Annotated in this window: 21 protein-coding genes and 1 riboswitch; of the genes, 13 read left to right on the forward strand and 8 right to left on the reverse strand. The window is 70.7% G+C overall.

Annotation, left to right across the window (positions count from 1 at the left end; all coding sequences use genetic code 11):
• Positions 1 to 14 precede the first annotated feature (14 nt).
• From ACH4YL_RS28670 to ACH4YL_RS28690, 5 genes are all read left to right on the forward strand, one after another.
• On the forward strand, positions 15 to 1,610 hold the full coding sequence (locus ACH4YL_RS28670) for a serine/threonine-protein kinase (protein ID WP_398510325.1): 1,596 nt from the start codon (positions 15 to 17) through the stop codon (positions 1,608 to 1,610).
• A gap of 76 nt (positions 1,611 to 1,686) precedes the next feature.
• Positions 1,687 to 3,291 (forward strand): serine/threonine-protein kinase, encoded by a 1,605-nt coding sequence (locus tag ACH4YL_RS28675; protein WP_398510326.1) that lies wholly within the window; start codon positions 1,687 to 1,689, stop codon positions 3,289 to 3,291.
• On the forward strand, positions 3,288 to 5,405 hold the full coding sequence (locus ACH4YL_RS28680) for a protein kinase (RefSeq protein WP_398510327.1): 2,118 nt from the start codon (positions 3,288 to 3,290) through the stop codon (positions 5,403 to 5,405). The genes ACH4YL_RS28675 and ACH4YL_RS28680 overlap by 4 nt, the downstream gene beginning before the upstream one ends.
• A 104-nt stretch (positions 5,406 to 5,509) precedes the next feature.
• A complete protein-coding gene (locus tag ACH4YL_RS28685; RefSeq protein ID WP_398510328.1) occupies positions 5,510 to 7,135 on the forward strand; it encodes a succinic semialdehyde dehydrogenase in 1,626 nt (541 codons plus the stop codon).
• A 28-nt stretch (positions 7,136 to 7,163) separates the two neighbouring features.
• Positions 7,164 to 9,005: a GMC oxidoreductase gene (locus ACH4YL_RS28690; protein ID WP_398510329.1), complete on the forward strand. Its 1,842-nt coding sequence runs from the start codon at positions 7,164 to 7,166 to the stop codon at positions 9,003 to 9,005.
• Positions 9,006 to 9,082: 77 nt separating this feature from the next.
• On the opposite strand, the gene ACH4YL_RS28695 is transcribed toward ACH4YL_RS28690, so the two are convergent.
• The gene (locus ACH4YL_RS28695) at positions 9,083 to 10,102 is read right to left on the reverse strand and encodes an LAETG motif-containing sortase-dependent surface protein (RefSeq protein ID WP_398510330.1); all 1,020 of its coding nucleotides are present in this window, start codon (positions 10,100 to 10,102) and stop codon (positions 9,083 to 9,085) included.
• A gap of 669 nt (positions 10,103 to 10,771) precedes the next feature.
• Positions 10,772 to 11,068, reverse strand: a complete 297-nt coding sequence (locus ACH4YL_RS28700; protein WP_398510331.1) for a chorismate mutase — start codon at positions 11,066 to 11,068, stop codon at positions 10,772 to 10,774.
• Positions 11,069 to 11,369: 301 nt separating this feature from the next.
• Here ACH4YL_RS28700 and guaA point away from each other — a divergent pair, with 301 nt between their 5' ends.
• A complete protein-coding gene (gene guaA / locus ACH4YL_RS28705) occupies positions 11,370 to 12,962 on the forward strand; it encodes a glutamine-hydrolyzing GMP synthase (RefSeq protein ID WP_398510332.1) in 1,593 nt (530 codons plus the stop codon).
• Positions 12,963 to 12,975: 13 nt separating this feature from the next.
• Here guaA and ACH4YL_RS28710 read toward each other — a convergent pair whose 3' ends face one another.
• Positions 12,976 to 13,416, reverse strand: coding sequence for a cupin domain-containing protein (locus ACH4YL_RS28710; RefSeq protein ID WP_398510333.1), 441 nt, complete (start codon positions 13,414 to 13,416; stop codon positions 12,976 to 12,978).
• A 68-nt stretch (positions 13,417 to 13,484) separates the two neighbouring features.
• Between ACH4YL_RS28710 and ACH4YL_RS28715 the strand changes: the two genes are divergently transcribed.
• From ACH4YL_RS28715 to ACH4YL_RS28725, 3 genes are all read left to right on the forward strand, one after another.
• Positions 13,485 to 14,273, forward strand: a complete 789-nt coding sequence (locus ACH4YL_RS28715) for a class II aldolase/adducin family protein (protein WP_398510334.1) — start codon at positions 13,485 to 13,487, stop codon at positions 14,271 to 14,273.
• 156 nt (positions 14,274 to 14,429) lie between these two features.
• A complete protein-coding gene (locus ACH4YL_RS28720) occupies positions 14,430 to 15,668 on the forward strand; it encodes a hypothetical protein (RefSeq protein ID WP_398510335.1) in 1,239 nt (412 codons plus the stop codon).
• Between the two features lie 142 nt (positions 15,669 to 15,810).
• Positions 15,811 to 16,335, forward strand: a complete 525-nt coding sequence (locus ACH4YL_RS28725) for a DoxX family protein (protein WP_398510336.1) — start codon at positions 15,811 to 15,813, stop codon at positions 16,333 to 16,335.
• Here the strand turns inward: ACH4YL_RS28725 and ACH4YL_RS28730 are convergent.
• Complete coding sequence (locus ACH4YL_RS28730) at positions 16,242 to 16,562, reverse strand: hypothetical protein (RefSeq protein ID WP_398510337.1); 321 nt, start codon at positions 16,560 to 16,562, stop codon at positions 16,242 to 16,244. The two genes, ACH4YL_RS28725 and ACH4YL_RS28730, sit on opposite strands and share 94 nt — an antisense overlap.
• Positions 16,549 to 17,850, reverse strand: coding sequence for a PspC domain-containing protein (locus ACH4YL_RS28735; protein WP_398510338.1), 1,302 nt, complete (start codon positions 17,848 to 17,850; stop codon positions 16,549 to 16,551). Before ACH4YL_RS28735 ends, ACH4YL_RS28730 begins: the two co-directional genes overlap by 14 nt.
• A gap of 151 nt (positions 17,851 to 18,001) precedes the next feature.
• Between ACH4YL_RS28735 and ACH4YL_RS28740 the strand changes: the two genes are divergently transcribed.
• From ACH4YL_RS28740 to ACH4YL_RS28750, 3 genes are all read left to right on the forward strand, one after another.
• Positions 18,002 to 19,294, forward strand: coding sequence for a PspC domain-containing protein (locus ACH4YL_RS28740; RefSeq protein ID WP_398510339.1), 1,293 nt, complete (start codon positions 18,002 to 18,004; stop codon positions 19,292 to 19,294).
• Positions 19,291 to 19,986 (forward strand): LuxR C-terminal-related transcriptional regulator, encoded by a 696-nt coding sequence (locus ACH4YL_RS28745; RefSeq protein WP_398510340.1) that lies wholly within the window; start codon positions 19,291 to 19,293, stop codon positions 19,984 to 19,986. The genes ACH4YL_RS28740 and ACH4YL_RS28745 overlap by 4 nt, the downstream gene beginning before the upstream one ends.
• A 231-nt stretch (positions 19,987 to 20,217) precedes the next feature.
• Entirely contained in the window at positions 20,218 to 21,327 is a 1,110-nt protein-coding gene (locus tag ACH4YL_RS28750; RefSeq protein WP_398510341.1) for an alpha/beta hydrolase, read from the forward strand.
• A 52-nt stretch (positions 21,328 to 21,379) separates the two neighbouring features.
• Here ACH4YL_RS28750 and ACH4YL_RS28755 read toward each other — a convergent pair whose 3' ends face one another.
• Both ACH4YL_RS28755 and ACH4YL_RS28760 read right to left on the reverse strand, forming a co-directional pair.
• Positions 21,380 to 22,135, reverse strand: a complete 756-nt coding sequence (locus ACH4YL_RS28755; RefSeq protein WP_398510342.1) for a GNAT family N-acetyltransferase — start codon at positions 22,133 to 22,135, stop codon at positions 21,380 to 21,382.
• Between the two features lie 44 nt (positions 22,136 to 22,179).
• The gene (locus tag ACH4YL_RS28760) at positions 22,180 to 23,238 is read right to left on the reverse strand and encodes an NlpC/P60 family protein (RefSeq protein ID WP_398510343.1); all 1,059 of its coding nucleotides are present in this window, start codon (positions 23,236 to 23,238) and stop codon (positions 22,180 to 22,182) included.
• A 388-nt stretch (positions 23,239 to 23,626) separates the two neighbouring features.
• On the opposite strand from ACH4YL_RS28760, the gene ACH4YL_RS28765 reads away from it, so the two are divergent.
• Positions 23,627 to 23,980, forward strand: a complete 354-nt coding sequence (locus ACH4YL_RS28765; protein WP_398510344.1) for a hypothetical protein — start codon at positions 23,627 to 23,629, stop codon at positions 23,978 to 23,980.
• Between the two features lie 83 nt (positions 23,981 to 24,063).
• Here the strand turns inward: ACH4YL_RS28765 and ACH4YL_RS28770 are convergent, their stop codons facing one another.
• Positions 24,064 to 25,233: an NlpC/P60 family protein gene (locus tag ACH4YL_RS28770; protein ID WP_398510345.1), complete on the reverse strand. Its 1,170-nt coding sequence runs from the start codon at positions 25,231 to 25,233 to the stop codon at positions 24,064 to 24,066.
• Between the two features lies 1 nt (position 25,234).
• A riboswitch (cyclic di-AMP (ydaO/yuaA leader) is annotated at positions 25,235 to 25,400 on the reverse strand.
• Between the last annotated feature and the right edge of the window lie 122 nt (positions 25,401 to 25,522).

Genomic DNA, 25,522 nt, shown 5'->3' on the forward strand with positions numbered 1-25,522 from the left:
CGAGAGGGAGTTGGGTGTCCGAGGAAACGCGGCTCGTCGCGGGCCGCTACCGGCTCCTTGACCGGCTGGGGCGAGGCGGCATGGGCACGGTGTGGCGTGCCGACGACGAACTGCTGGGCCGGCGCGTCGCCGTCAAGGAGCTCCACCTGGAGGAGGACTCCGGGAGCGGCCGCTCCTCGTCCCCGTACACCTCGGCCGCCGCACCGCTGCGCGAGGCGCGCGCCATCGCCCGGGTCAAGCATCCGCATGTGATCGTCGTGCACGACGTCGTGGTGGACGACGGCCGCCCGTACATCGTCATGGAACTGGTCGACGGCGGTTCGCTCGCCGACCGGCTCTCGCGCCGCGGCCCGGTCGATGCCGCCGAGGCGGCCAGGATCGGTCTCGCGCTGCTGGGCGCGCTGCGGGCCGCGCACGAACTCGGTGTGCTGCACCGGGACTTGAAGCCCGCCAACGTACTGCTGGAGGAAGCCACCGGACGGGTCGTGCTGACCGACTTCGGCATAGCGCGGTTCGCCGGGTCCACGACGATCACGGAGACGGGATCGTTCGTCGGATCGCCGGAGTACACCGCGCCGGAGCGGATGCAGGGCGTCACGGCGGGTCCCGAGTCGGATCTGTGGTCGCTCGGGGTGCTGCTGTGCGCGGCGGTGGCCGGCCAATCGCCGTTCCGCCGCGACTCGTTGGGCGGCATCCTGCACGCCGTCGTCGAGGACGAAATCCGGCCGCCGGCGCAGGCGGCGCCGCTGCGTCCGCTGGTGCTCGGGCTGCTGGAGCGGGATCCGGAGCGCAGGCTCGACGCGTCCGAGGCCGAGCGGCTGCTGCGTACATACGTGACCACGGGGTCCGTGCCGATGCTGCCGGAGCAGCCCACGGGCCCGCAGGACATGCCCCGTACGCCGGTCCAGGAGCCGGCTGCGAAGCCCTCGCCCCGTCGTCGTACGCCACTGCTGGTCGCCGCCGCCGTCGTCGCGGCGCTGGCCGGAGCGGGAGGCGCGGTCGCGCTGCTGATGGACAACGGCGCCGACGCGGCGGGACCGTCGGCCACGGGGAGTCCGAGCAGCACGGCGCCGGTGCGTACGACGCAGTCCCCGGCGACGACGCCGACGCCCACCCCCACGGTGACCGTGACCACCTCCGCCACCGTCGTCAACAGGCCGCCCGCGCCCGCCGGATACGCCTCGGTCGCCGACCCGGACGGCTTTGCGCTCGCGGTCCCGGAGGGCTTCGTGCGCTCCGAGGACGACAAGCGCGTGTACTACATGGACGCGGACAAGGCCATCAGGATCGGCATCCGGTTGCAGCAGCCGGTGCCCGGCGGGCCGCTCGGCTCGATGCGCCGGTCCGACGCCGACGGTCCGAACACCAATCCCGGCTACCGCGACGGCAAGGTCACCGAGACCACCCACAACGGACTGTCCGCGGCCCTGTGGGAGTTCACCTGGAACGGCTTCTCCCAGGCCGAAGGAGACCGGGCCACGATCGACATCTGCTGGGAGGAAAACGGGACGATGTACGACGTGTGGGTCTCCACGCCGGTCGGCAGAGTGGACGAGGCACGGCGGCACTTCGACACCGCGCTCGACTCCTTCACCGCCGGAGCTTCCTGATCGCCCACTGTCACGGGTCTGCATCCGCTCCCTTACCGCGGTGGCATCCACCACCACAGTTGGCCAGGATGTGAACATGACCAACGACGGGGGTTGGGCGAACGAGCCCACCAGCTACGGACTTCGGCCGCCGAACGCCGCGCATGTGCCCACCCAGGCGACCGGACTGCCCGCCTCCACGTCCGTCCCCGACACGGGCCGGCTCATCGGCGGCCGCTACCGCCTGGTGAGCCGCCTGGGCCACGGCGGCATGGGCACGGTCTGGCGGGCCCGTGACGAGGTCGTGGACCGCGACGTCGCGGTGAAGGAGCCGCGCGTACCGGAGCACTTGAGCGAGAACGAGCGGGACAAGGTCTACCTGCGGATGCAGCGCGAGGCGCGCGCCGCCGCCCGTATCGACCATCCCTCCGTCGTCACCGTGCACGACGTGGTGACCGAGGACGCCAAGCCCTGGATCGTCATGGAGCTGGTGCCCGGACAGTCGCTCGCCGACCGGTTGGCGGACGGCACGCTCGACGTCCGCGAGGCGGCCCGGATCGGCCTCGCCGTACTCGGCGCGCTCACCGCGGCACACGAGGCCGGAGTGCTGCACCGCGACGTCAAACCGGGCAACGTGCTGCTGGGTCGCGGCGACCGGGTCGTACTGACCGACTTCGGCATCGCACAGGTCGAGGGCGAGCAAGGACTCACCGAGACCGGCGCCTTCGTCGGCTCGCCCGAATTCATCGCGCCGGAACGGGTGCTGGGCCAGCGCCCGGGACCCGAGTCCGATCTGTGGTCGCTGGGCGTGGTGCTGTACGCGGCGGTCGAGGGCATGTCGCCGTACCGCCGCTCCAACACTCCGGCGACCCTGCAGGCCGTGCTCTCCGCCGAACCGCAGATGCCGGCGCGCGGATCGGGCGCGTTCGGCACGCTGGTCATGCAGCTGCTGCGGAAGGATCCGGCGATGCGGCCGGACACGGCGGAGATCAGCCAGACGCTTCAGTCCGTGGCGCGGCCGGTCCCGGTCGACGCGACGAAACTCTTCCCGGGAGGGCCTTCGAACACCGGCAGCCGGTGGGTGCCGCCGGTGCTGCAGGGCAACCGCGTCGCCCAGTTCGGGCTCGGCGGCGTACTGCTGGCCGCCGCCGTCGCGACGGTCCTCCTCCTCACCGACCCCTTCGGAGGCGACGCGATCCCGGCCGGCTGGGAGGTCCGCCCGGACCGCGAGGTCGTGGCCGCGAATGTCGCCGTGCCGTCGGAGTACGAACGCGTCGAGGGCGACTCCGGCAACACCGTCACGTACTGGGACCCAAGTGGCGTCTTCCAGGTCTTCCTGGAGCGCGTCGAGACTGCGGCCGTGGACGGTGAGCTGAAGCCCACGGAGGACGTGTGGCGCGGGTACTACGAGAAGGGCGGCGCGAACGGCACCGAGATCAAGGACCAGGATGTGACGACCTCCCAGACCACGCAGCAGGGCAAGAAGGCCTTCGACACCGTCGTCGACTATGTGGAATACAGCACGTCGATCGACGATCCGGTCCGCTACCGCTGGCACGAACGCGTCGTCGCCACCGGCAAGGGCGCGAGCGAGGTCTACTGGCGGCTGCGGGTCTCCGGTCCTGCGGAGGGCTGGGCGTCGAAGGAGGGCGACAGACTCTTCGACCAGGTCGTCGAGCATCTGAAGATCCAGGATCTGTGACCGGCGCGGGAACGGGCGGCGGCGCGGCGGCCGGTGAGGGCCGGCTGCTGGGAGGCCGCTACCGGCTCGTCGAACGCATCGGCTCCGGCGGGATGGGCACGGTGTGGCGCGCTCACGATGAACTCGTGGGCCGGGACTGCGCGGTGAAGGAACCGCGACTCCTCGGCGACCCCGCCGAACCCGCGGCTCAGCGGCTGTACGCCCGGCTGCGGCGCGAGGCCAGGGCGGCGGCACGGGTAGAACATCCGGCCGCCGTCGCCGTCCACGACGTCGTCATGGACGGCGGAGTCCCGTGCATCGTCATGGAGCTGGTCCGCGGCGAATCCCTCCACGAACGCCTCAAGCGTGGCGCACTGCCGCCGGCCGAGACCGCGCGGATCGGCCTCGCGATCGCGGGCGCGCTGGGCGCGGCGCACGCGAAGGGGATCGTCCACCGTGATGTGAAGCCCGCGAACGTGCTGCTCGGGCCGCACGGCCAGGTGGTGCTCACCGATTTCGGCATCGCGCGGATCCAGGGTGAGGAGCCGCTGACAGTGAGCGGCGAGTTCGTCGGCTCGCTCGAATCCATCGCCCCGGAACGGATGCAGGGCGTCCCGGCGGGTCCGGAGTCGGACCTGTGGTCGCTCGGTGTGCTGCTGTACGCGGCGGTGGAGGGCTGGTCCCCGTTCCGCCGTACGACGCTGGAGTCCACCTTGGCGGCGATCCTCCAGGCGGAACCGCCGAAGCCGGTGCGGGCGGGGCCGCTGTCGGGGCTGATCGTCCGCCTGCTGGCCAAGGACCCGGGCGACCGCCCGGCGGTGGCCGAGGTGGAGGGTGAACTGTCGGCGGTGTCGGAGCGGTCCGCCGAGGACTCGGAGACGGTGGTTCTGACGGGGGGCTCCACCCCCGGCGCCTCGGTGCCCCGTGCGCCTTCGTCGGCCGGAGGGCCCGTACGGCCGGACGTGGTTGATGGGTCTGCCGGGGTGTTCGCCCCTGACGGGCTGGGGGTGGAGCCCACGCCGCTCGCTTCTGCCGGTGAGCGTCGGCCCGCCGGCGTGGGCACTTCGGACGCCACGCCTGCCGCTTCGGCTGGCGAAGCCCGGCCTGGTGCGTTTGCCCCGGGCGGTGAGCTTCGGTCCGCCGGGACGGGTACTTCGGACGCCACGCCTGCCGCTTCGGCCGGCGAAGCCCGGCGCGAAGGGCGCGCCGACGGGCCGGGGGCAGCGCCCATGCCTGCCGCTTCGGCCGGCGAAACCGGGCCAGGTGCTTTTGCCCCGGGCGGTGAGCCTCGGCCCGCACGCGCGGGCACTTCCGACGCCACGCCTGCCGCTTCGGCCGGCGAAGCCCGGCCCGCCGGGACCGGCACCCCCGACCCCACGCCTTCCGCCCCCGCCGGGGGCCCGGGGGCGGAGCCCCCGGTTTCGGGAAGGGGCGGGGAGGGGAGCAGGCCCGCCGCAGGCGTCGGCCGTCGCCGTACCCGGTACGCGATCGTCGCCGGCGCGGTCGCCGCAAGCGCCACCCTCGGCTTCGCCGTATGGGCGGCGGCCCGTGACAGCACCTCACCCCCCTCCACCGGCCGCAGCACCAACATCAACACCACCCCCATCCCCACCCCCGACTCCTGGCGCTGGCGACCCCACTTCGAGTCCCGGCTCGACGCCGAGATCTCCGTCCCCGCCTCGTACAAGCGCGAACCCGTCACCTCCCAAAAGGCTCTCGCGAGCGACAAGGAGATCACCTTCGAGGAGCGCGGCAACCCCGTCTGGGTCGAGCTCATCCGCGGTGAGAAGGACACGGAAAACCCCATCCAGTGGGCGCAGCGCGAACTCGCATGGCTGAAGCAAGGAGGGCCGCGCGGCGGCGAGTTCACCGCGAACGAAGCCAAGGGCAGCGTCCACCGCGCCAACCACCACGGCGTGGACGCGGCCGTCCTGGACGTCACGTACTTCGCGCAGGAGGGCGACACCGCCCGCCCCGTCCACCGGCTGGCGTTCTATGTCGTCACGGACGCCGGCGAGCGCTACACGGTCCTCGTCGAGATGCCGCAGGGCGGCAAGGAAGAGGCCGAGGGCCAGGATCTGTTCCGCGGCGTACGAGACCGCCTCAAGCTCGGCAAAGCCGAGACAAGCCCCTGATCAGCGCCGATGTGCCAGCGATCGCTGGCACGGTGGTGAGGGGTCGGTGAAAAGCTGTTACCGACGGGTACCCAAAGCTCCGTTTGCGGCATACTCTCGCCCCCATGACGGACCAGACGGACTCGAAGGCCCCCGCCGCCGCCCTCGGCACCAATCCGACAGCCGCCGCGCCGGCCGGCGCGCGTACCGCCGCCGACGTGGTCACACCCGAGGTGGTCGCCCAGCTCACCCGTGGCGTCGTCGGCTCCGGCCGTACGGCCAACCACACGCCGTTCAGCGGCGAGAAGCTGGCGGACCTGCCCGAGTCCACTCCCGAGGACGTGGCCGAGGCCTTCGAGCAGGCGCGCGCCGCGCAGCCCGCCTGGGCCGCGCTCCCGGTCCGCGCCCGCGCCGCCGTACTGCTGCGCTTCCACGACCTGGTCCTGGAGCGGCAGGCCGAGGTCCTCGACCTCATCCAGCTGGAGACCGGCAAGGCCAGGCTGCACGCGCACGAAGAGGTCCAGTCCGTCGCCGTCGCCGCCCGTCACTACGGCCGTAAGGCGTCCGCCTACCTGAAGCCGAAGCGGCACCTGGGCGTCGTCCCGGTCCTCACCAAGACGACCGAACTGCGCCAGCCGCGCGGCGTCGTCGGCCAGATCGCCCCGTGGAACTACCCGTTGGAGCTGTCCGTCGGCGACGCGCTGCCCGCGTTCGTCTCCGGCAACGCGGTCGTCATGAAGCCCGACACCGAGACCGCGCTGACCGCGCTGTGGGCCCGTGACCTGCTGATCGAGGCGGGCCTGCCGGCCGGCGTCTTCCAGGTCGTCATAGGTGACGGCCCGGTCGTCGGCCCCGAGGTCGTCAAGCACGCGGACTATGTCTCCTTCACCGGCTCCACCCGCACCGGCCGCGAGGTCGCACAGGGCGCGGCCGCCCGTCTCGTCGGCGTCTCGCTCGAACTCGGCGGCAAGAACGCCATGTTGGTGCTGCACGACGCGGACATCGAGAAGGCCGCCGCCGGAGCGATACGCGCCTGCTTCTCCTCCGCGGGCCAGCTGTGCATCTCCATCGAGCGGCTGTACGTCCACGAGTCGGTGGCCGACGCGTTCGTGGAGCGCTTCGCCGCCCGTACGAAGGCGCTGCGCCTCGGCAAGTCCCTCGCGTACGGCGCGGACATGGGCTCCCTCGTCGGCGAGCGCCAGCTGGAGACCGTCACCCGCCATGTCGAGGAGGCCGTCGCCAAGGGTGCGACCCTCGTCGCCGGCGGCGTCGCCCGCCCCGACATCGGCCCGCTGTTCTACGAGCCGACCATCCTCGACGGCGTCGAGTCCCCGATGGCCGTCTGCACCGAGGAGACCTTCGGCCCGGTCGTCTCCATCTACCGCTTCACGGATGAGGACGAGGTCGTCAAGCTGGCCAACGCCACGCCGTACGGCCTGAATTCGAGCGTCTGGACGCGCGACGGCAGGCGCGGCCACGAGGTCGCGGCGAAGCTGCGCACCGGCACGGTCAACATCAACGAGGGATACGCGCCGGCCTACGGCAGTGTGCGGGCCCCGATGGGCGGAATGAAGGACTCGGGGCTCGGCAGGCGGCACGGCTCGGAGGGCATCCTCAAGTACACGGAGGCGCAGACCGTCGCCCAGCAGCGGCTGATGCCGCTCGCGCCGTCGTTCGGGATGAACGACGAGAAGTACGCCGCGTTCATGAGCCGCAGCCTGAAGGTGATGAAGGCCGTCGGCCTGCGGTAGTACGTCCCTTTTCGTACGGAGGAGAGCCATGCCAGCGGTACCCCCTGCCCAAAAACCGGCCCAGAATCCGGCCCAAAAACCGGCCCAGAATCCGGACGACTCCACCTATGACTACGACGTCATCGTGGTCGGCTCGGGCTTCGGCGGCTCGGTCACGGCCCTCCGGCTGACCGAGAAGGGCTACCGCGTCGGAGTCCTGGAGGCCGGCCGCCGCTTCACGCGCGAGACGCTGCCGAAGAACTCCTGGGACCTGCGCAACTTCCTCTGGGCCCCGGCTCTCGGCCTCTTCGGAATCCAGCGCATCCACCTGCTCGGCAATGTGATGGTGCTGGCGGGCGCGGGGGTGGGCGGCGGCTCGCTGAACTACGCCAACACCCTCTACGTACCGCCGAAACCCTTCTTCGAGGATCCGCAGTGGAAGGACATCACGGACTGGCAGGAGGAGCTGAAGCCGTACTACGACCAGGCGCGGCGGATGCTCGGCGTACGGCTCAACCCGACGATGACGCCGTCCGACGTCCATCTCAAGGCGACCGCCGACGCGATGGGCATCGGCGACACGTTCCACCTCGCGCCGGTCGGGGTGTTCTTCGGCGACGGTGAGGACGCCGACGGCACGGCGAAGGCAGATCCGGGGGCGGAGGTCCCCGACCCCTACTTCGGCGGCGCGGGTCCCGCCCGCCGGGCGTGCACCGAATGCGGCGAGTGCATGACGGGCTGCCGCCACGGCGCGAAGAACACGCTCAACGAGAACTACCTCTTCCTTGCCGAGCGGGCGGGCGCGGTCATCCACCCGATGACCTCGGTCGTCGCGGTCACCGAGGACTCGCGCGGCGGCTTCGCGGTCAAGACGCTGCCGAGCGACAACAAACGCAAGGGCGCGGCCCGTACGTTCACGGCCCGGCGCGTCGTCATCGCCGCCGGGACGTACGGCACCCAGACGCTGCTCCACCGGATGAAGGACAGCGGACTGCTGCCCCGGATCTCGGGGCGGCTCGGCGAGCTGACCCGTACCAACTCCGAAGCCCTGGTCGGCGCACAGACCGACAACCGCCGGTACCGCAAGCGGCACGGCAAGGACAAGGTCGACTTCACTCGTGGCGTCGCGATCACCTCGTCGATCCACCCGGACGCGAACACCCACATCGAACCGGTGCGGTACGGCAAGGGCTCCAACGCCATGGGCGGCCTGACGGTCCTCCAAGTCCCCTACAGCGCCCGGGCCAGGGTCGCCGCCTGGTTCGGCAACATGGCCCGCCACCCGTGGCTCGCGGTCCGTTCGCTCTCCAACCGGCGCTGGTCGGAGCGGACCATCATCGGCCTGGTCATGCAGTCCCTGGACAACTCCCTGACCACATACCGCAAGCCGAAGGGCATGGGCAAAGGCCTCCTCACGGCCCGCCAGGGCCACGGCGCGCCCAACCCGAACCAGATCCCCGAGGCCACCCGCGCGGCGTCACTCCTCGCCGAGGAGATCAACGGCTTCGCCGGCTCCAACATCGGCGAACTGATGGGCACCCCGCTGACGGCCCACTTCCTGGGCGGCTGCCCGATCGGCTCCTCCGCGGAGTCGGGCGTCATCGACCCGTACCACCGGCTGTACGGCCACCCGGGCATCTCGGTCGTCGACGGCGCGGCGGTCTCGGCGAACCTGGGCGTGAACCCGTCGCTCACGATCACCGCACAGGCGGAACGCGCGATGTCCTTCTGGCCGAACGAGGGCGAGGCCGACCCCCGCCCGGCGCAGGGCACTTCGTACGAACGCCTCACCCCGATCGCCCCGAAGTCCCCGGCGGTCCCGGAATCGGCCTTCGGCGCGCTGAAGCTCCCGCTGCTGGGCATCCCGCCGGTCCCGCCGAAGAAGCCCTGACCTGCCTGACGACACAGCTAGGCCGCTGCACCCCCCTCCGAGTGCAGCGGCCTCTCTGCTCTTGCGGTCAGCTTGTGTTACGCGGTGACGTCGCTGTTGCGGCGGCGCTTCATCGCGAAGACGACACCGGCACCGAGGACGACGGCGATGCCGCCGGAGACGGCGACGGTGGGGAGGACGGAGCTGGAGCCGGTCTCAGCGAGGTTGCCCTGCGGCTGGATCTCCGTGTTGCCGGAAGGCTTCTTCTCCGGAAGCGGCTTCTTGCCACCCTCCTGCGGCTCGGCGTCGTCGACGTCACCCGGCTCCGTACCGGCGGCGAGGATGTCGAACTCGTAGTACGCCTCGTCGTGGCCGAAGACGCAGTTGCCCTTGTCGTCCGCGTACATGGCGACGCTGACGGCGAATCCGAAGCCGGCCGGGGCGGCCTTGTCGACGCTCACACGAAGGTCGATGGAGAACGACTCCTTCGCCTTGATGTCCGCGTAGCCGAGGTAGCCCGCGCCCTTGTCGTCCGTGTCGAGGGAGATGTCCGTCCAGGCGCCGGACTCGGGGTCCTTGTACTGCAGGGACAGGTGGCCGGTCCGCTCCTCCCAGCTGTCCTCGTCGATCTGGGCGGCGAAGACGCCGAGGTCCACACGCTTGTAGCTGTTCTTGCCCTTGTTCGTGACGTTGAGCTTGAACTGGTGGTATCCGCTGCCCGCGACGATCTTCGACGGCAGGCCGGTGAGGCTGGTCTGCAGGTTCTCGTCGTACGAGGACTCTTCGCCGTCCTCGCAGGAGAACGTCTCGTCCGGCGTGGTGGCCGAAGCGCTCGGCGAGGTGGCCGGAGAGGACGAGGGCGCGGCAGGCGAGCTGCTGTCCGCGGCCGGGCTGCTCGGCGTCGCGGCCGGGGTCGAGCTCGTGTCCGTCGCCGGGGTCGACTCATCGTCCGACGGTGAGGCAGAGACAGAGGTCTCGGGCGCGGTCGGCGTCGCGGACTGCGACGTCTCGAGCGTGCCCGGGGTGTCCGTCGCGAACGCGGCCGGAGCCGAGAGGAGCGCGGCGGGGGCTATGACAGCGGTCGCTGCTGCGACGGCCATAGCGCGGCGAAGCTTCATGAAGACCTCAGTGAAGTCCGGCGTACTGCATCGCTGCAGTACGGAGTCTGAAGGGCCTTCCGAGACGGGGGTGCACGGGTGAGGCCGTTGGTACGCATGGTTGACCCACCAATGGCCGAAAAGGTTGCACCCGATCTGACAGAAAGTTTATGTGGCGTGGATCACGGACCTCTGTGGCCGGACGCAAGGCAAGGGCCCCGCGGACGGTGCGTCCGCGGGGCCCTTGGGGGTCAGCACCGACGTCAGGGCAGCGCCGGTGCCGAGGCGCGGCACCGGGGGGTAGCGCCGCGGGGGGAGGGTCGCCGACCCGGCGCGCGGGGGGCGCGCGGGTGGTATCGACCTTTGGCAGTGTGGTCGCGCAGAGGGGGATGCGCTTGTCCTGGCATCGTGCTGGACGGGCTGCGGGGTGCGCAACCGTTTCGACCGGATGCGGTCGGCCCCGGGCGTCCCCGGAGCCGACCGCCCTTGGGGTGACCGGGCTGCTGTCCCCTGCCGACCGGTCACGCGCGCTGGGGCGAGGTCCCACGACGTACCTGCGGTACGTCACACGCCCCAGCGGAGCCACGCGTGGTTTCCTGCGAGGCCCGCCCCTGGCTGGCACGGACACCGGTACCAACGAAGGGCCCTCGCGTGCGGTCACGCGCCGTACGAGTGAGAGCGGACCCGAACTCAGATGCGGCCCCGGCACAGTTCCAGCAGCGTCATCGCGAGCGTCGTGCCCGGCTTTCCGAGCGCGTCGCGGAAATGGCCGAGAACCTCCATCTCGCGGGAGAGATTGACCCGGCGGCCGCCGGAGGAGATCCGGGCCTCCTGGATGACGGCCGAGACCGCCATCCGTTCCTGTACGAGGCCGATGATCCGGTCGTCGAGTGCGTCGATGCGTTCGCGGGAGTCGGTGATCAGACCCGCTGCCTCGTCGGTGCGGGCGCCGGTCTTCTCCGTGCCGGTCTTCTCCGTGACGGTCATGGTGGGGCTCCTTTGCGGGTGGCCCCGTGGCGGCAAGTCCCGGAAATGACAGAGCGCCCCGGGCCTTGTCGGCCCGGGGCGCCTGGGAAGTCGCTTGTCAGTTGCTCAAGCAGCACGACCATGGCAGCCGGACGGGCCGGTGCCATAGGTAAAGACGAAGGTCATCTGCTGGAGCATGGGAGCAGTATGGACCGCCGGGAGGACAGGGCCCAAGCCGGTTCGGATGGTGAGACGAAAAGCGGACCCGCCACGCCGGTAGAATCGACAAAACCGACCCCCTCCCACCGCCGGAAGGCCGCCCGTGTCCCCAGCGTCCCCCGCCGCACCCGTCAGCAGCCCGGACGTAGTCCTCGTTGTCGACTTCGGCGCGCAGTACGCCCAGCTCATCGCCCGCCGCGTCCGTGAGGCCCGGGTCTACAGCGAGATCGTCCCGTCCACCATGCCGGTGGCCGAGATGCTGGCCAAGCAGCCGAAGGCGATCATCCTCTCCGGCGGTCCGTCGTCCGTGTACGCGGACGGCGCTCCCCGTCTTGACCGGGCCATCTTCGAGGCCGGTGTCCCCGTCTTCGGCATGTGCTACGGCTTCCAGCTGATGGCCACGTCGCTCGGCGGGACCGTCGACAACACCGGCGCCCGGGAGTACGGCCGTACGCCGCTGCACGTCAGCAAGACCGGCTCCACGCTCTTCGAGGGCACGCCCGCCGAGCAGCCGGTGTGGATGTCCCACGGCGACGCCTGCTCCGCCGCGCCCGAGGGCTTCACCGTCACCGCGTCCACGGACGTCGTGCCGGTCGCGGCCTTCGAGAACGACGAGAAGAAGCTGTACGGAGTGCAGCACCACCCGGAGGTCATGCACTCGACCTACGGCCAGCAGGTCCTGGAGCACTTCCTCTACCGGGGCGCGGGCATCACCCCGACCTGGACCACCGGCAATGTGATCGACGAGCAGGTCGCGGCGATCCGCGAGCAGGTCGGCGACAAGCGTGCGATCTGCGGTCTGTCCGGCGGTGTGGACTCCGCCGTTGCCGCCGCTCTCGTCCAGAAGGCCATCGGCTCCCAGCTGACCTGTGTGTACGTCGACCACGGGCTGATGCGCAAGGGCGAGACCGAGCAGGTCGAGAAGGACTTCGTCGCGGCCACCGGCGTACAGCTGAAGGTCGTCGACGCGCAGGAGCGGTTCCTGGACGCGCTGGCCGGGGTCTCGGACCCCGAGCAGAAGCGGAAGATCATCGGCCGCGAGTTCATCCGGGTCTTCGAGCAGGCGCAGGCCGAGATCATCGCCGAGGCCGAGCACGGCGAGGACGTCGCGTTCCTCGTGCAGGGCACGCTCTACCCGGACGTCGTCGAGTCCGGCGGCGGCACCGGCACCGCCAACATCAAGTCGCACCACAATGTCGGCGGCCTGCCGGAGGACCTGGAGTTCGAGCTCGTCGAGCCGCTGCGCCAGCTGTTCAAGGACGAGGTCCGGATGGTCGGCCAGGAGCTCGGCCTGCCCGAGGAGATCGTCCAGCGCCAGCCCTTCCCGGGCCCCGGCCTCGGTATCCGGATCGTCGGCGAGGTCACCAGGGACCGTCTCGACCTGCTCCGCGAGGCCGACGCGATCGCCCGCGAGGAGCTGACCGCGGCCGGCCTCGACCGGGACATCTGGCAGTGCCCGGTCGTGCTGCTCGCGGACGTCCGGAGCGTCGGCGTGCAGGGTGACGGGCGTACGTACGGACACCCGGTCGTGCTGCGGCCCGTCTCGTCCGAGGACGCGATGACCGCGGACTGGACGCGGATGCCGTACGACGTGCTGGCGAAGATCTCCACCCGGATCACCAACGAGGTCGCCGACGTCAACCGCGTCGTCCTCGATGTGACGAGCAAGCCCCCGGGCACGATCGAGTGGGAGTAGCCCTCAGGAAGCTCTAAGGCTTCTCGAGTTCGAAGTCGTCGTAGTGGAAGCCCGGCGAGACGATGCAGGTCACCAGGACGGGCTCCGTTCCCGCCGGGTCTGCCGCCTGCCAGGTGCCCGCGGGCACCAGCAGTTGCGGCAGCTCGCCGGACTCCACCGACGGGCCGAGCGTGAGCGTCGTGGCGGCCGACGGCTCCTCGCCGTCGCCGCCGAGGTGCAGCCGGAGCGGGCCGCCGCGGTGCCACAGCCACAGTTCGTCGGAGCGCACCCGGTGCCAGCGCGACCGCTCGCCGGGGTGCAGCAGGAAGTAGATGCCGGTGGCGTACGAGCGCTCGCCGGGATAGCCGGGCGGGGTCGTCGAGCCCGTCGTCCGCCAGGTCTCCTTGAACCATCCGCCCTCGATGTGCGGTTCGAGGCCGAGAAGTGAGACCAGCGGGGAAGTCGTGTCGGTCATGCGCGCATTCTCGTACAAGGCGCGTGAAGTCTCTGGTCACTTCGGGTACCCCCAGGTAGCTTCCAGCCATGACTGAGACGCCCGCGCCGATCCCGGTTGACCAGCTCCGATTCGCCATGCCGCCGGTGCACGAATCGGTGGTCGAGGAGCGCGCGTACCGCAAGGAGCGGCTCGCGGGCGCGCTGCGGCTCTTCGGGCGGTTCGGTTACGAGGACGGGGTGTCCGGCCATATCACCGCGCGGGACCCGGAGTTCACCGACTGCTACTGGGTCAATCCCTTCGGCGTGCCGTTCGCGCATGTCACAGCCGGCGATCTGGTCCTCGCCAATGAGCAGGGACAGGTCGTGGTCGGCCGGTACCACGTCAATCAGGCGGCCTTCGCCGTGCACGCCCAGGTGCACCGCGCGCGGCCCGATGTCGTGGCCGTCGCGCACACCCATTCCGTGCACGGGCGGGCGCTGTCCGCGCTCGGCGAGCTGATCGAGCCGATCACCCAGGAGTCCTGCGGTTTCTACGAGGACCACGCACTGGTCGACCGGTACACCGGCGTGGTCGTCGACGAGGAGGAGGGCCGGCGGATCGCGGCCGCGCTCGGCTCGTACAAGGGCGTCATCCTGCGCAATCACGGGCTGCTGACGGTCGGCGACTCGGTCGACGCGGCGGCCTGGTGGTTCATCTCGATGGATCGCTGCGCGCAGGTGCAGCTCGCGGCGCGGGCGGCCGGCAAGCCGGTGCTGATCGAGCACCGGGACGCCGTCGCCACCCGTGAACAGCTCGGCACCGATCTCGTGGCGTGGATCAACTACCAGCCGATGTGGCGGCAGATCAGCCGGGCGGAGCCCGAACTGCTGCAGTAGCCACACGCCTTCCGAGTAACCCCAGGTCAATCGAACGGCTGGACTTTCACTCCTCAACGCCCCGGCCGCCGGAGCGCACGCCGCGTCCGTACGGCACAATTCCCAGGAATCACAAGCAAGTTACTCGGCCTAGGGCTGGGAAGGCGGCGTACGGTCGTGGCGTTGCAAGAAGCGGAACAGTGCGACGAATGCACGCACAGCGCGCGCGAGGGCCATCGGCGCGCGGTCGCCGCGTTCCTCGCCAAGCGTGACGAGCTGGCCGCAGGTCAGGGGCTGCCCGCCGCGGTCGCCCACTCGCCCGGAGCATCGCGCCAGTGGGTGTCGGACGAGCTGACCCAGTCGGCCCGCACGGTCGCCGACCGCGGCCGGGCCGCCGGCGAGGCTTGGCTCCAACTGGTATGGCAGCGCTCGCTGCTGGCCGTCTGGGCGGGCGTCGTGGCGCTGGGGCTCGGCCAGCTCGTGACCGCGGTCGGTGGCGGCTGGACCGCCACGCGTACGGCGGGACTGCTCGCCGCCGTCGTCGTCGGCGGGCTGCTGACCGGCGCGGCCCGGCTGCACCGGTCGCGCGGCGGCCTGCTCGCGCCGGTGACCGGCGAGGACAACCGGCTCTCCACCTCGCGAGCGGTCGCATCGGCCTGGGTGCTGCTCGTTGTCTACGCCGTGCTGGTGCTGGCCCTCCGGCTGGCCTTCGCGTCCTCCGCGGACCGCGACAGGCTGATCGACGGGCTCGAACCGGCGCGGGGCGCCGGCCTGTTGGCCGCGTTGGCGCTGGTGTGCGCGATTGCCGTCGTCGTACGGCATGTGGTGGCCGTGCGCGTCATCGGGCAGCGGCTGCAGAAGGTGCGGGCCGAGCGTCCGCGCACCGCCGATCTGCTCTGCGACGACAACGGCCGCGGCAGCTTCGCGGATGTGCAGTACGCACTGGTCGGCGCCGTCGCGGCGGTCTTCGTGCTGGTGCGGCTGGCCCGGCGGCCCGAGCAGCTGCCCGATGTGCCGTGGGGTCTGGTGCTGCTGGTCGCGGTCTCAGCGGCGACGTACTTCGCCGGGAAGTACGCGGAAGGCGGCAGACCCGTGGTGTTCTCCGTCGTACGGGCCCGTGAGGCGGGCGACCTGGACGCGCCGATCCGTACCGGCGACGACATCGAGATCCGCGGTACCGGTTTTGTGCCGCCGGGTGCGGGCGCGCCCGATCTGCTCGCCCGGACGGTCGTGCGCATCGGCGCGGTGCATGTGCACGTGCCGCTGGTCCCGGTCGCCGGCGGTTTCGCCAACCCGACGGACGCGGTGCTCACCGTGCCGCTGCCGGTCGAGGTGGAGCCCGGGAAAGTGGACGTGCGGGTGGTGACCGCGGCCGGAGTGGAGAGCAATCTCTGCCCGATCGACGTCACTGAATGAGCCGAGGCGAAAGACCGGGCCCGGGGGCTCTGCCCCGGGTCCGAAGGTGCGGTTGTCACAGTGTGAGCCGCACGCCTGGTGAGCCTGGCGGCTTCGTCGTACGTATGGTCAGTTGACGGGTCAACCGAAGGCGGGACCAGCGATGACACACACATATCGGACGACATCCGGCTACGGATCGCTCGACGGAGGGCAAGGCGGCGGCTGGAAGGAGACGGCCCGCCGCTATTCGCTGCTGCCACTGCGGCTCTTCCTCGGCGTCACTTTCATCTATGCGGGGATCGACAAGCTCACGGACAGCCAGTTCATGGCGGCGAGCGGCACCGGATCCATCGGCGATCTGATGCGCAGTGTGCGCGACACCTCCGCCATTCCGGCGCTGGTGGACCTCTCACTCAAGAACCCCGAGGCGTTCGGCATGGCCATCGCCTTCGGCGAGCTCGCCGTTGGCATCGGCACCCTGGTCGGGCTGCTCGCCCGGCTCGCCGCGCTCGGCGGCGCGCTGATCTCGCTGAGCCTGTGGCTGACGGTGAGCTGGCAGACCGAGCCGTACTACTACGGAAACGACCTCGCCTATCTGATGGCCTGGCTGCCGTTGGTGCTCGCCGGCGCCGCGGTGTTCTCCATCGACGCGAGCCTGGCTGAACGGCGGCGCCGGACGCTGTAGTGCGTCCAGCTCACCGCGCCTGCCAGGAACAGACCGCCGAAGACCACCGGGAAGACCACGAACCACGGGGTCTGCCAGGAGCCGGCCGCGTCGCCCGCGTACAGCAGCGTCGCGGCCAGCACCGCCATGCCCGCGACCAGCTTGCCGGGCCTGAAGCCGTGCCGGAATTCGCGGCGCGGCCTTTCGTGCTGCGACATCTCGCGCTGAGTCATTTCACTGCGTGGCACGGGTGACCTCCACCTGTCCGATGCCCACTTCGAGGCGGAGTTCCAGCGTGCCGGACGGCTTCGCCCCGGCCGGCGCCGGCAGCTTCGCCGTACGGTCCTGGCCCGCCGAGACGTCGACGTCGTTGGCCGCGTCCTCGGGGAGCCGGATGTCGCCCAGGCCCATCTCGGCCCGGAGCTCCACCGACGCGTCCTTCGGCAGCACGACCTTGAGCTGGCCCGCGCCGACCTCCGCATTGGTCGTCACCGTCTGTCCCTTGGGCACGGTGACGGCGGACAGGTCGAGGGTCGCGACGCCAGAACCCAGTTCGTAGTGCGGCTGGACGGCCGTGACGGAGGCCGGCTTCCAGTCCGTGCGCATCCACTCCGTGGTGATGTCCTTCGGCAGCGCGGCCGCACCCGCAAGCAGCACCGCCGTGATCATCGTCAGCATGATCGTGCCGAAGCCCGTACGCCCGATCACCGCGCTGACCGCGAGACCGAGGCCGAACACCGCCAGCGCGCAGACCAGACCGATCTGCAGGCTCGTGCCCAGCGGGTTGCTGTCCCAGCTGAGGCTGGTCCCGAGGCCGCCCGCGACCAGCGCCGTCAGGAAGACCACGCCGCCGATGCCGCGCGGGCCGCGCGCCTGCGGAGGAGCGCTGCGCGGACGGTCCCGGCGCGGCGCGTCCGCCTCCGCGAGCGCCGACTCCGGACCCCACAGATAGCCGGACGCCACCGGGCCGGTGGTGCCGTCCTTGATGATCGGGTCGCGCCACCACGACGGGGTGCCGGGCGCGGGCGGCGCCTTGGTCTCCGGCGGGGCCTCGGACACCGCGTGAGCGGTCGCCGGGTCGAGCGGCGCGCCGTCGGGTGTGACGGTGCGGCGGCGCTGCGACCACACGGCCGCGCCGCCGACGGTGAGCGAGAGCAGCGCGGCGAAGGCGATGATGCCGCCGTTGTTCAGCATGGTGAGAAACAGCCCGCAGCCGATGAGCGCGAGGAACACGGCCGCGAGACCCGCGCCTTCGACCCGGCCCGACAGCAGCCGGCGGCCCTCGTTCTCCTCCTCGTCGTCCATCGGGATCAGCAGCCAGGCGAAGCCGTAGAAGATCAGGCCGATGCCGCCGGTCACCGAGAGCACGCCGATCACGATCCGGAAGATCACCGGGTCGATGTCGCAGTACCGGCCGAGCCCGCCGCAGACACCGGCCAGCACCTTCTGGCGGGGGTCGCGGCGCAGCGGCTGCACCTCGGGACGATCGTCCGGCGGCCCGTCGGGCACCCGAGGCGGAGTGGTCGGCTGAGTCATACGTCCATGGTGACGGCCGCCCGGCCGCTGCGGCACCCGCCCCGACCCTGGCCCTTCCCTGATATCCGCCCCTGACCCGCCTCCGCTTTCAGGGTCGGTTTGGGGGACGACCCTGATACCGCTGCCTGCCCGTGCGTGTGACGATCGGTGCATGCCAGTCGCCACGCCCCGACCCGCCGGACCCTCGCGCGCTCCCGCGCCCGAGGAGCAGCCGCTGCGCAAGCTCTACCGCAGCGCCGACGGCCGGCTCCTCGGCGGTGTGGCACGCGGTCTCGCCGGCCATCTGGGCCTGCCGGTCATCTGGGTACGGCTGGTCTTCCTTGGGCTCTTCATGGCACAGGGCCTCGGTGTGCTGCTGTACGCGGTGTTCTGGATCGTCGTGCCGCTCGGCGTCGGGGGCAGGGCCGCCGAGCCGCGCTCCGTCTTCGAGACCACCGACGACGGCAGACGGCGGCTGCGCAAGCCCGACAAGGGCCAGCTGGTGGCGATGGTCGCGCTGCTCTTCGGCGCCGCGATCTTCGCCGCCAATGTCGACATGGGCAGCAGCACCAACCGCTATGTCTGGCCGACGCTGCTGATCGGCGCCGGTGTCGTCCTGGTCTGGCGGCAGGCGGACAACGCGCGGCGGGCCCGCTGGACCCAGATCGGCCGCCGCCGCAGGCTGCTCCAGCTGGGCCGGTCGCTGGCCGGTGTCGCGCTCGTCGGCCTCGGCCTGACCGTCTTCGTGGTGGTACGCGGCTCGGCCGCCCAGCTCGGCAACGTACTGACCGCCGCTATCGCCGTCATCGCCGGCGTCGCGCTGCTCGCCGGGCCGTGGCTGGTGCGGATGACCCAGGACCTCTCGGAGGAGCGGACGATGCGCATCCGCGCCCAGGAGCGCGCCGAGGTCGCCGCACATGTCCATGACTCCGTACTGCACACGCTCACGCTCATTCAGCGCAGCGCCGACGACGGCGGCGAGGTCCGCCGGCTCGCCCGCGCCCAGGAGCGCGAGCTGCGGAACTGGCTGTACAAGCCGGAGGGCAACGGCAAGGACGAGGACGAGGAGCCGCACACGCTCGCCGAGGCGGTGAAGAAGGCCGCCGCCGAGGTCGAGGACAAGCACGGCGTCCCGCTGGAGGTCGTGGTCGTCGGCGACTGCCCGCTCGACGAGAAACTGGCCGCACAGATGCAGGCCGCGCGCGAGGCGATGGTCAACGCCGCCAAGTACGGTGGCGAGGGCGGGGCCGTACAGGTCTACGCGGAGGTCGAAGGCCGTACGGTCTTCGTGTCGGTACGGGACCGGGGGCCGGGATTCGACCTGGACTCGGTGCCGGACGACAGGATGGGCGTACGAGAGTCGATCATCGGGCGGATGCAGCGCAACGGCGGGACGGCGCGGCTCCGCTCGGTGCCCGGCGGGGGCACCGAGGTGGAGCTCGAGATGGAGAGGGCGGACGGATGACCGAGACCGAGGCTGCGGGAGAGACCGTCGAGCGGCGGGTACGGGTCGTGCTCGTCGACGACCACCGGATGTTCCGCACCGGTGTGCAGGCGGAGATCGGGCAGACCGACAGCACCGGCGTCGAAGTCGTCGGCGAGGCCGCCGACGTGGACCAGGCCGTCACCGTGATCACGGCGACCCGGCCGGAGGTCGTCCTGCTGGATGTGCACCTGCCGGGCGGCGGCGGTGTGGAAGTACTGCGGCGCTGCGCCTCGCTGATGGCGGCACAGGAGCATCCCGTACGGTTCCTGGCGCTGTCCGTGTCGGACGCGGCCGAGGACGTGATCGGCGTGATCCGCGGCGGCGCCCGCGGCTATGTCACCAAGACGATCACGGGCACGGATCTGGTGGACTCGATCTTCCGGGTCCAGGACGGCGACGCGGTGTTCTCGCCGCGGCTCGCGGGCTTCGTCCTCGACGCCTTCGCCTCCACGGACGCGCCGCCGGTCGACGAGGACCTCGACCGGCTCACTCAGCGCGAGCGCGAGGTGCTGCGGCTGATCGCGCGGGGTTATGCGTACAAGGAAATCGCGAAGCAGCTGTTCATCTCGGTGAAGACGGTCGAGTCGCATGTCTCGGCGGTGCTCCGCAAACTGCAGCTGTCCAACCGCCACGAACTCACGCGCTGGGCCACCGCTCGTCGGCTGGTCTAGGGCCTGTCGTTCGGATCTTGCCGGGCTCGCGTGCCCTGACACGCACACCTGCTGCGTTGTCGTCAGTCGCCGACGCTCCGCGTCGTCTCCTTCCTCCGCCTTGCAGCTGCACGCGCCAGACCCCGCTCGCTGATCCGGCCTGATCCAAACGACAGGCCCTGGCTCAGTTGTGAGGTAACTGGTACATAGGCGGGCAACCCCCTATGCCCGGTTCACCTCTTGTTTTGCGTGATGAATTTGACGGGGAACACCTTCTTCGTGATCACGGTCGTCCTGGTCGTGATCGCCGTACTGCTGCCACTGCTTCTGTGGAGCCGGGTGCGCGGACCCGCGCTGGCGCGCGGCGCGAGCCGGCTGTTCATGGTGCTCTTCGCACAGGCCACGGCCGTCCTGGTGGTCTTCGTGTCGGTGAACAACGCCAACGGTCTCTACGACAGTTGGGGCGATCTGCTCGGCACCTCCGACCATGTCGAATCCGCGCTCGACCTCGGGCCGACCGGCACGGGCGGCAAGCAGATCTCCTCGCTGCCGAGGGTGGTCCAGGAGTTCGAGAAGGTGCGCGATCCTTCGCTCGGCGGCGGCCTGCTGAAGACCAGACTCAAGGGAGCGGTCTCGGGCGTGCAGGGCGAGGTGTACGTCTGGCTGCCGCCGCAGTACGGCGACCCGGCGTACGCGAACAAGAAGTTCCCGGTCGTCGAGGTGCTGTCCGGCTTCCCCGGCTCGTCCAAGAACTGGTTCCGTACGCTCCACTTCCAGGACCGCGTCCAGCCGCTCATCGAGTCCGGCCGGGTCGCGCCGTTCATTGTGGTCTCGCCGCGGACCATGCTCGGCGACAAGGACACCGGATACGCGAACATACCGGGCAAGGTCAACGCGGACAGCTGGCTCACCGTCGACGTGCGCAAGATGGTCGCCGACAACTTCCGGGTGTCGCTGAGCCCCGAGAACTGGGCCATCGCGGGCTACTCCGCGGGCGCGCACGGAGCAGCCAAACTGGCGCTCCAGCACCCCGACCGGTACAGCGCGGCCGTCAGTCTCTCCGGCTACAACGACCCGGCGGCGGAGAAGGGCTCGCTGACGGCCAAGGATCCGAAGCTCCGCCTGGAGAACGACGTCCTGCACATCCTGAAGTCGGCGAAGACCCCGCCGCGGGTCTCGCTGCTGGCGACGGGCGAGGGCCCGGACGGCTACGGGCCGGGTCTGGCGCTCCAGCGGGTGGCGAAGCCGCCGACGGTGGTGCACCTGAAGGCGACGAAGGGCGGGCATGTGACGCCGGTGTGGAGCAGGCAGCTGCCGTACGCGTTCGAATGGCTGACGCAGCAGATGCGGCCGCGGGTCTGACGGTGCGGCGGCGGCGGGCGCACGGTGAGGGCCCAGCCGTCGAGAGCCCCCGCTACGCGAGGGTCATGTCCGCCTTGTCGCCCACTCGGCGGTAACCGATGCCCGCGTATATCCGCTCGACGTCCGCGTCGCCCGGCTCCAGCCACACCACCCGGCAGCCGCGGTCGAAGGCCGCGGCCGTCAGATACGCGGACAGGGCCGCGCCGATGCCACGGCGGCGGTGCGAGGCGGCGACCGCGAGGCCGCAGAGCTCCGTCAGTCCGTCGACCGGGACCGAGCAGCCGCCAGCGCCGACCGGAGTGCCGTCGGTGCCGTCCGTGGCGAGCACGGCGACTCCGCCGTTCTCGTTCGCCCCTCGCAGCCAGGCGATCTCGCCCTCGGTCGGCCCGCCGGTGTCGCCGTACGCGAGATGCTGCACGCCCGCCGCGGCGGTGTATCCGGCCAGGTCGGACGGTTCACCCATGGTGATTCCGGCCGCCGCAGGAGGCATACGCAGGTCGCCGGGCGAGCAGGCCAGCAGCGGGGCGCGGCCGGTGACCGCGAAACCGGCGGCGAGGAGCGCGGGCTCGACCTCGGGCGCGCAGGACGGCAGGAACTCCAGCCGCGGCACCCGGTCCCGCTCGCGGAAGACGGCGATCAGCGCGTCGATCTCTTCGGGCGTGGGGGCGGCGTCGTGGTCGGGTACGGCGTAATTGGCGGGCGGGATCGGCCAGTTGGGGTTGTAGCGCACGGTGAAAGGTCCGACGCGGACATGGTCGGGGGAGCGGAGCGCGAGCGTACGCACGTAGTTCTGGACGTCGAGCTCCACGAGGGCTCTCCTGCCGAGATCGGGATCCTGGGACGCCGAGGATCCTATGCAGGACGGGTTGCCCCCGAGAAGGGCATTTCGTCGATCGGCGCGACGCGCACGGGCGCGCCGGGCCGCGGCGCGTGAATCATCTTGCCGCCGCCGATGTAGAGCCCGACATGGCTGATGCCGGAGTAGAAGAACACCAGGTCACCGGGAGCGAGTTGGGAGCGGGAGACACGCTGTCCGGCGTTGATCTGGGTGTAGGTGGTGCGCGGCAGCGAGACTCCGGCGGAGCGCCAGGCGGCCTGCGTGAGCCCGGAGCAGTCGTACGAGCTCGGGCCGGTCGCGCCCCAGACGTACGGCTTTCCAAGAGCTCCGTAGGCGTACGCGACCGCTTGTGCGGCACGCGAGTTGGGTGCCTGGAGGGAGGCGCGGGGCAGCGGAGAGCGGTCGGCGCGGCTGTCGGCCCGCTGGTCCGAGGGGCCGTCCGCGGCGTTGTAGGCGGTCCGCTGCTCGGCGGTGAGGCGGGCGAGAATCCTCTCGGCGGCGGCCAGCTTCTGCTGGACGGTGGCCTTGTGCCCGGCGAGTTCCGTCTGCCGGGCCTTGAGGTCGTTCATCCGCTCGCCGGCCTGCGCGCGCAACCGGGCGATCTCCACGAGCTGTTGATGGACTCCGGCGACGGCGGTCGCCTGCCGCTCGCCGACCCGCTCGGCGATCGAGGCCCGCTCCAGATACTCGTCGGGGTCGGAGGTGAGCGCGAGCTGGACGCCGGGGTCGATGCCGCCGGCGCGGTACTGCGCGGTCGCGATCGAACCGAGCGCGTTGCGCGAGGTGTTGAGCCGCTCGGTCCTGCGGGCGGCCTGGTCCCGCAGCGCGTCGAGCGACTCCTGCGCCTTCGCGGTCTGCTCCTTGGCCCCGTTGTACTTCTCGGTGGCGGCCTCCGCCTCCTGGTAGAGCTTGTCGACCTTCGCCTTGATCTGCGCCGGGGTGAGGGTGGGCTCGGCGAACCCGGTCCCTTCGAAGGCGGTGGCGGTCGCCGCACCGGCGAGCGCGAGGGTGGCGGCGGTCCGGGCTGCGGGCCCGCTGAGCGGATGCTGCTTGGGTTTCCGGTGCGCAGCCACGAGGGCGTCCACGTCCTTCCGTCGTCCCTGCGGTCCCGAGAGTCCCCGACGGGGTCCGGTCCTCGGGAAGCCCGAGTCCGGTTCGAGTCCGGCGGCGGTCCGCACAGGGGTAGCGTCCCGCCGCCGGATCTCTCGGCGGTGGTGACCGACTGCCGCCCGGCTGCGCGGCGGCGGTGGGGAGTCGGCCACCTGAGGGAGGACGCTAAACCGGCGGGTCACGGGAGCGCGGCGTAGCGACCGATACTGGTCGAACCTGGACATCCAGGTGCGCTTTCTGCGAGCGCAACGGACGGTATCGGCATCAGCCGGGACACCGCTGTGACCGATGCGGCGAATGAGGCATACCTGCCTGGATGGCGGTGGTATAGGGGTGGTTAGGCTCCGCTCCATGGACGTACTCATCAATGTCTTCGTCGCCCTGCACATCATCGGCATCGCGTCGCTGCTCGGCGGCTTCCTGACCCAGATGAAGGCGATGAGCGCGGGAACGGCCCGCTTCACGCCGGCGATGCTGCACGGCGCGCTGACGATGCTGATCACGGGCGTGGCACTGGTCGGCCTCAACCAGGCGGACGATCAGCCGGTCAACAACCTCAAGGTCGGCATCAAGTTGGCGGTGCTGGTGGTGATCCTGGGCCTGGTGTACGTCAAGCGGGACGAGGAGAAGGTGGAGAAGGCGCTGTTCGGCGTGGTGGGCGGCCTGACGGTGGCGAACATCTTCATCGCGACGCTCTGGACGTGAGAAGGCCGCGGAATTGAGCGGGCCGCGGGCATGAGAACGCCCGGGCGCGCTTCCGAGGCCCGGGCGTCCGACTGTCGCCTCTGTTACGCGGGGCGCACGCTGCCGTAGATCGGCATGTAGTAGATCGACTCCTCGCGGACGTTCGTGCCGGGCTTCGGCGCGTGGATCATCTTTCCGTCGCCGATGTAGATGCCGACGTGGCTGATGTCGTCGTAGAAGAACACGAGATCGCCGGGAATCAGATCCTTCGTCTCGACCCGCGTGCCGACCTTCACCTGGTCCCAGGTGGTGCGCGGCAGGTCCACGCCGGCCGCCTTCCAGGCGGCCTGGGTCAGACCGGAGCAGTCGTACGAACTCGGGCCGGTCGCGCCCCAGACGTACGGCTTGCCGATCTGGTCGCGGGCGAAGGCCAGCACCTTGTCGGCCTTGGAGGTGCTCGATCCGTCGGTTCCGGTGTCGGTCCCGGTGCTCGGCGTCTGCTCCTGCTGTGCCTGCTCCTGCGCCGCCTGTTCCTGCGCCGCCTGCTCCTGGCGCTGACGCTCGGCCTCCGCAGCCTGCTGCCTGGCCAGCTCCTCGGCCTTGCGGCGGGCCTCCTCCTGCTTCTCGCGCTCGATCGCCGCGAGCCGGGCCTTCTCCTCGGCCGTCAGCTTCGACAGCAGCGTGCGCGCCTCGGCGAGCTTCGCCTGCACGTCCTGCTTGCTGGTGCGCAGCGCCTTCTGGGAGCGCGTCAGCGACTCCAGGCTCTTGGTCGCCTCGGCCCGCTGCTTGGCGGCCTCGGCGCGCTGGGTCTCGTAGTCGGTGATGACGTTGCGCTGACGGTCGGTCATCCGGCTCATCAGCTGGGTCTGCTCGAAGTACGACTCAGGGCTGTCGGCGAACAGCAGCGCGGCGGTCGGCGTGACGGCACCGGTGCGGTACTGCGCGGCGGCGTAGTTGCCGAGCACCCGCCGGGACTCGTTCAGCTTCTCGGTCCGCTGCGCGGCCTCGTCCAGCAGCTGTCCGACCTCGGCCCGCTTCTCCTCGGTGGATTCCTTCGCCTTGTTGTACTTCTGCGTCGCGGTGCCCGCCTGCCGGTACAGGTCGTCGACCTTCTTCTGCACCTCTTCGACACTGGGCCTCGGCTCGGGAGCCGCGTTCGCGCTCTGCGTCGACAGCAACGTGACGGACGCGAGGGCGGCCGTCGTGAACCCGACGGCCGGGGAGGTCTTCGCGGTTCGACTTCGCGCTTTGCGATGCGACGCCAAGGCCGACAACTCCTTCTTCCGTTGGACCGCCTACCGGGTTAGCTGTCGGGTTCGGGCGGAACGGAAGGTCGCCCTACGGACCGAGTTGGAGCCGGTCCGATTCACCCCGGTTGTGCATGGTGGGTCCCCGGTTCCGAACTTCCGTCAAGAAAGCCCGAATTCGGCGCAGGCCGCCCGATTGGCGTTGATCGCCATGGGGGTACGGGCCACCTGGTCGAGCACGTTAGCCAACTCGTGTGGCTGCTGTGAAGGTTGATGTTCGATTTGCCCGATACATTTTCGTGACCTTATCGGTTGG

Origin of the sequence: Streptomyces sp. NPDC020681 (assembly GCF_044334895.1) — a bacterium.
In the GTDB taxonomy this organism is placed as follows: Bacteria; Actinomycetota; Actinomycetes; order Streptomycetales; family Streptomycetaceae; genus Streptomyces.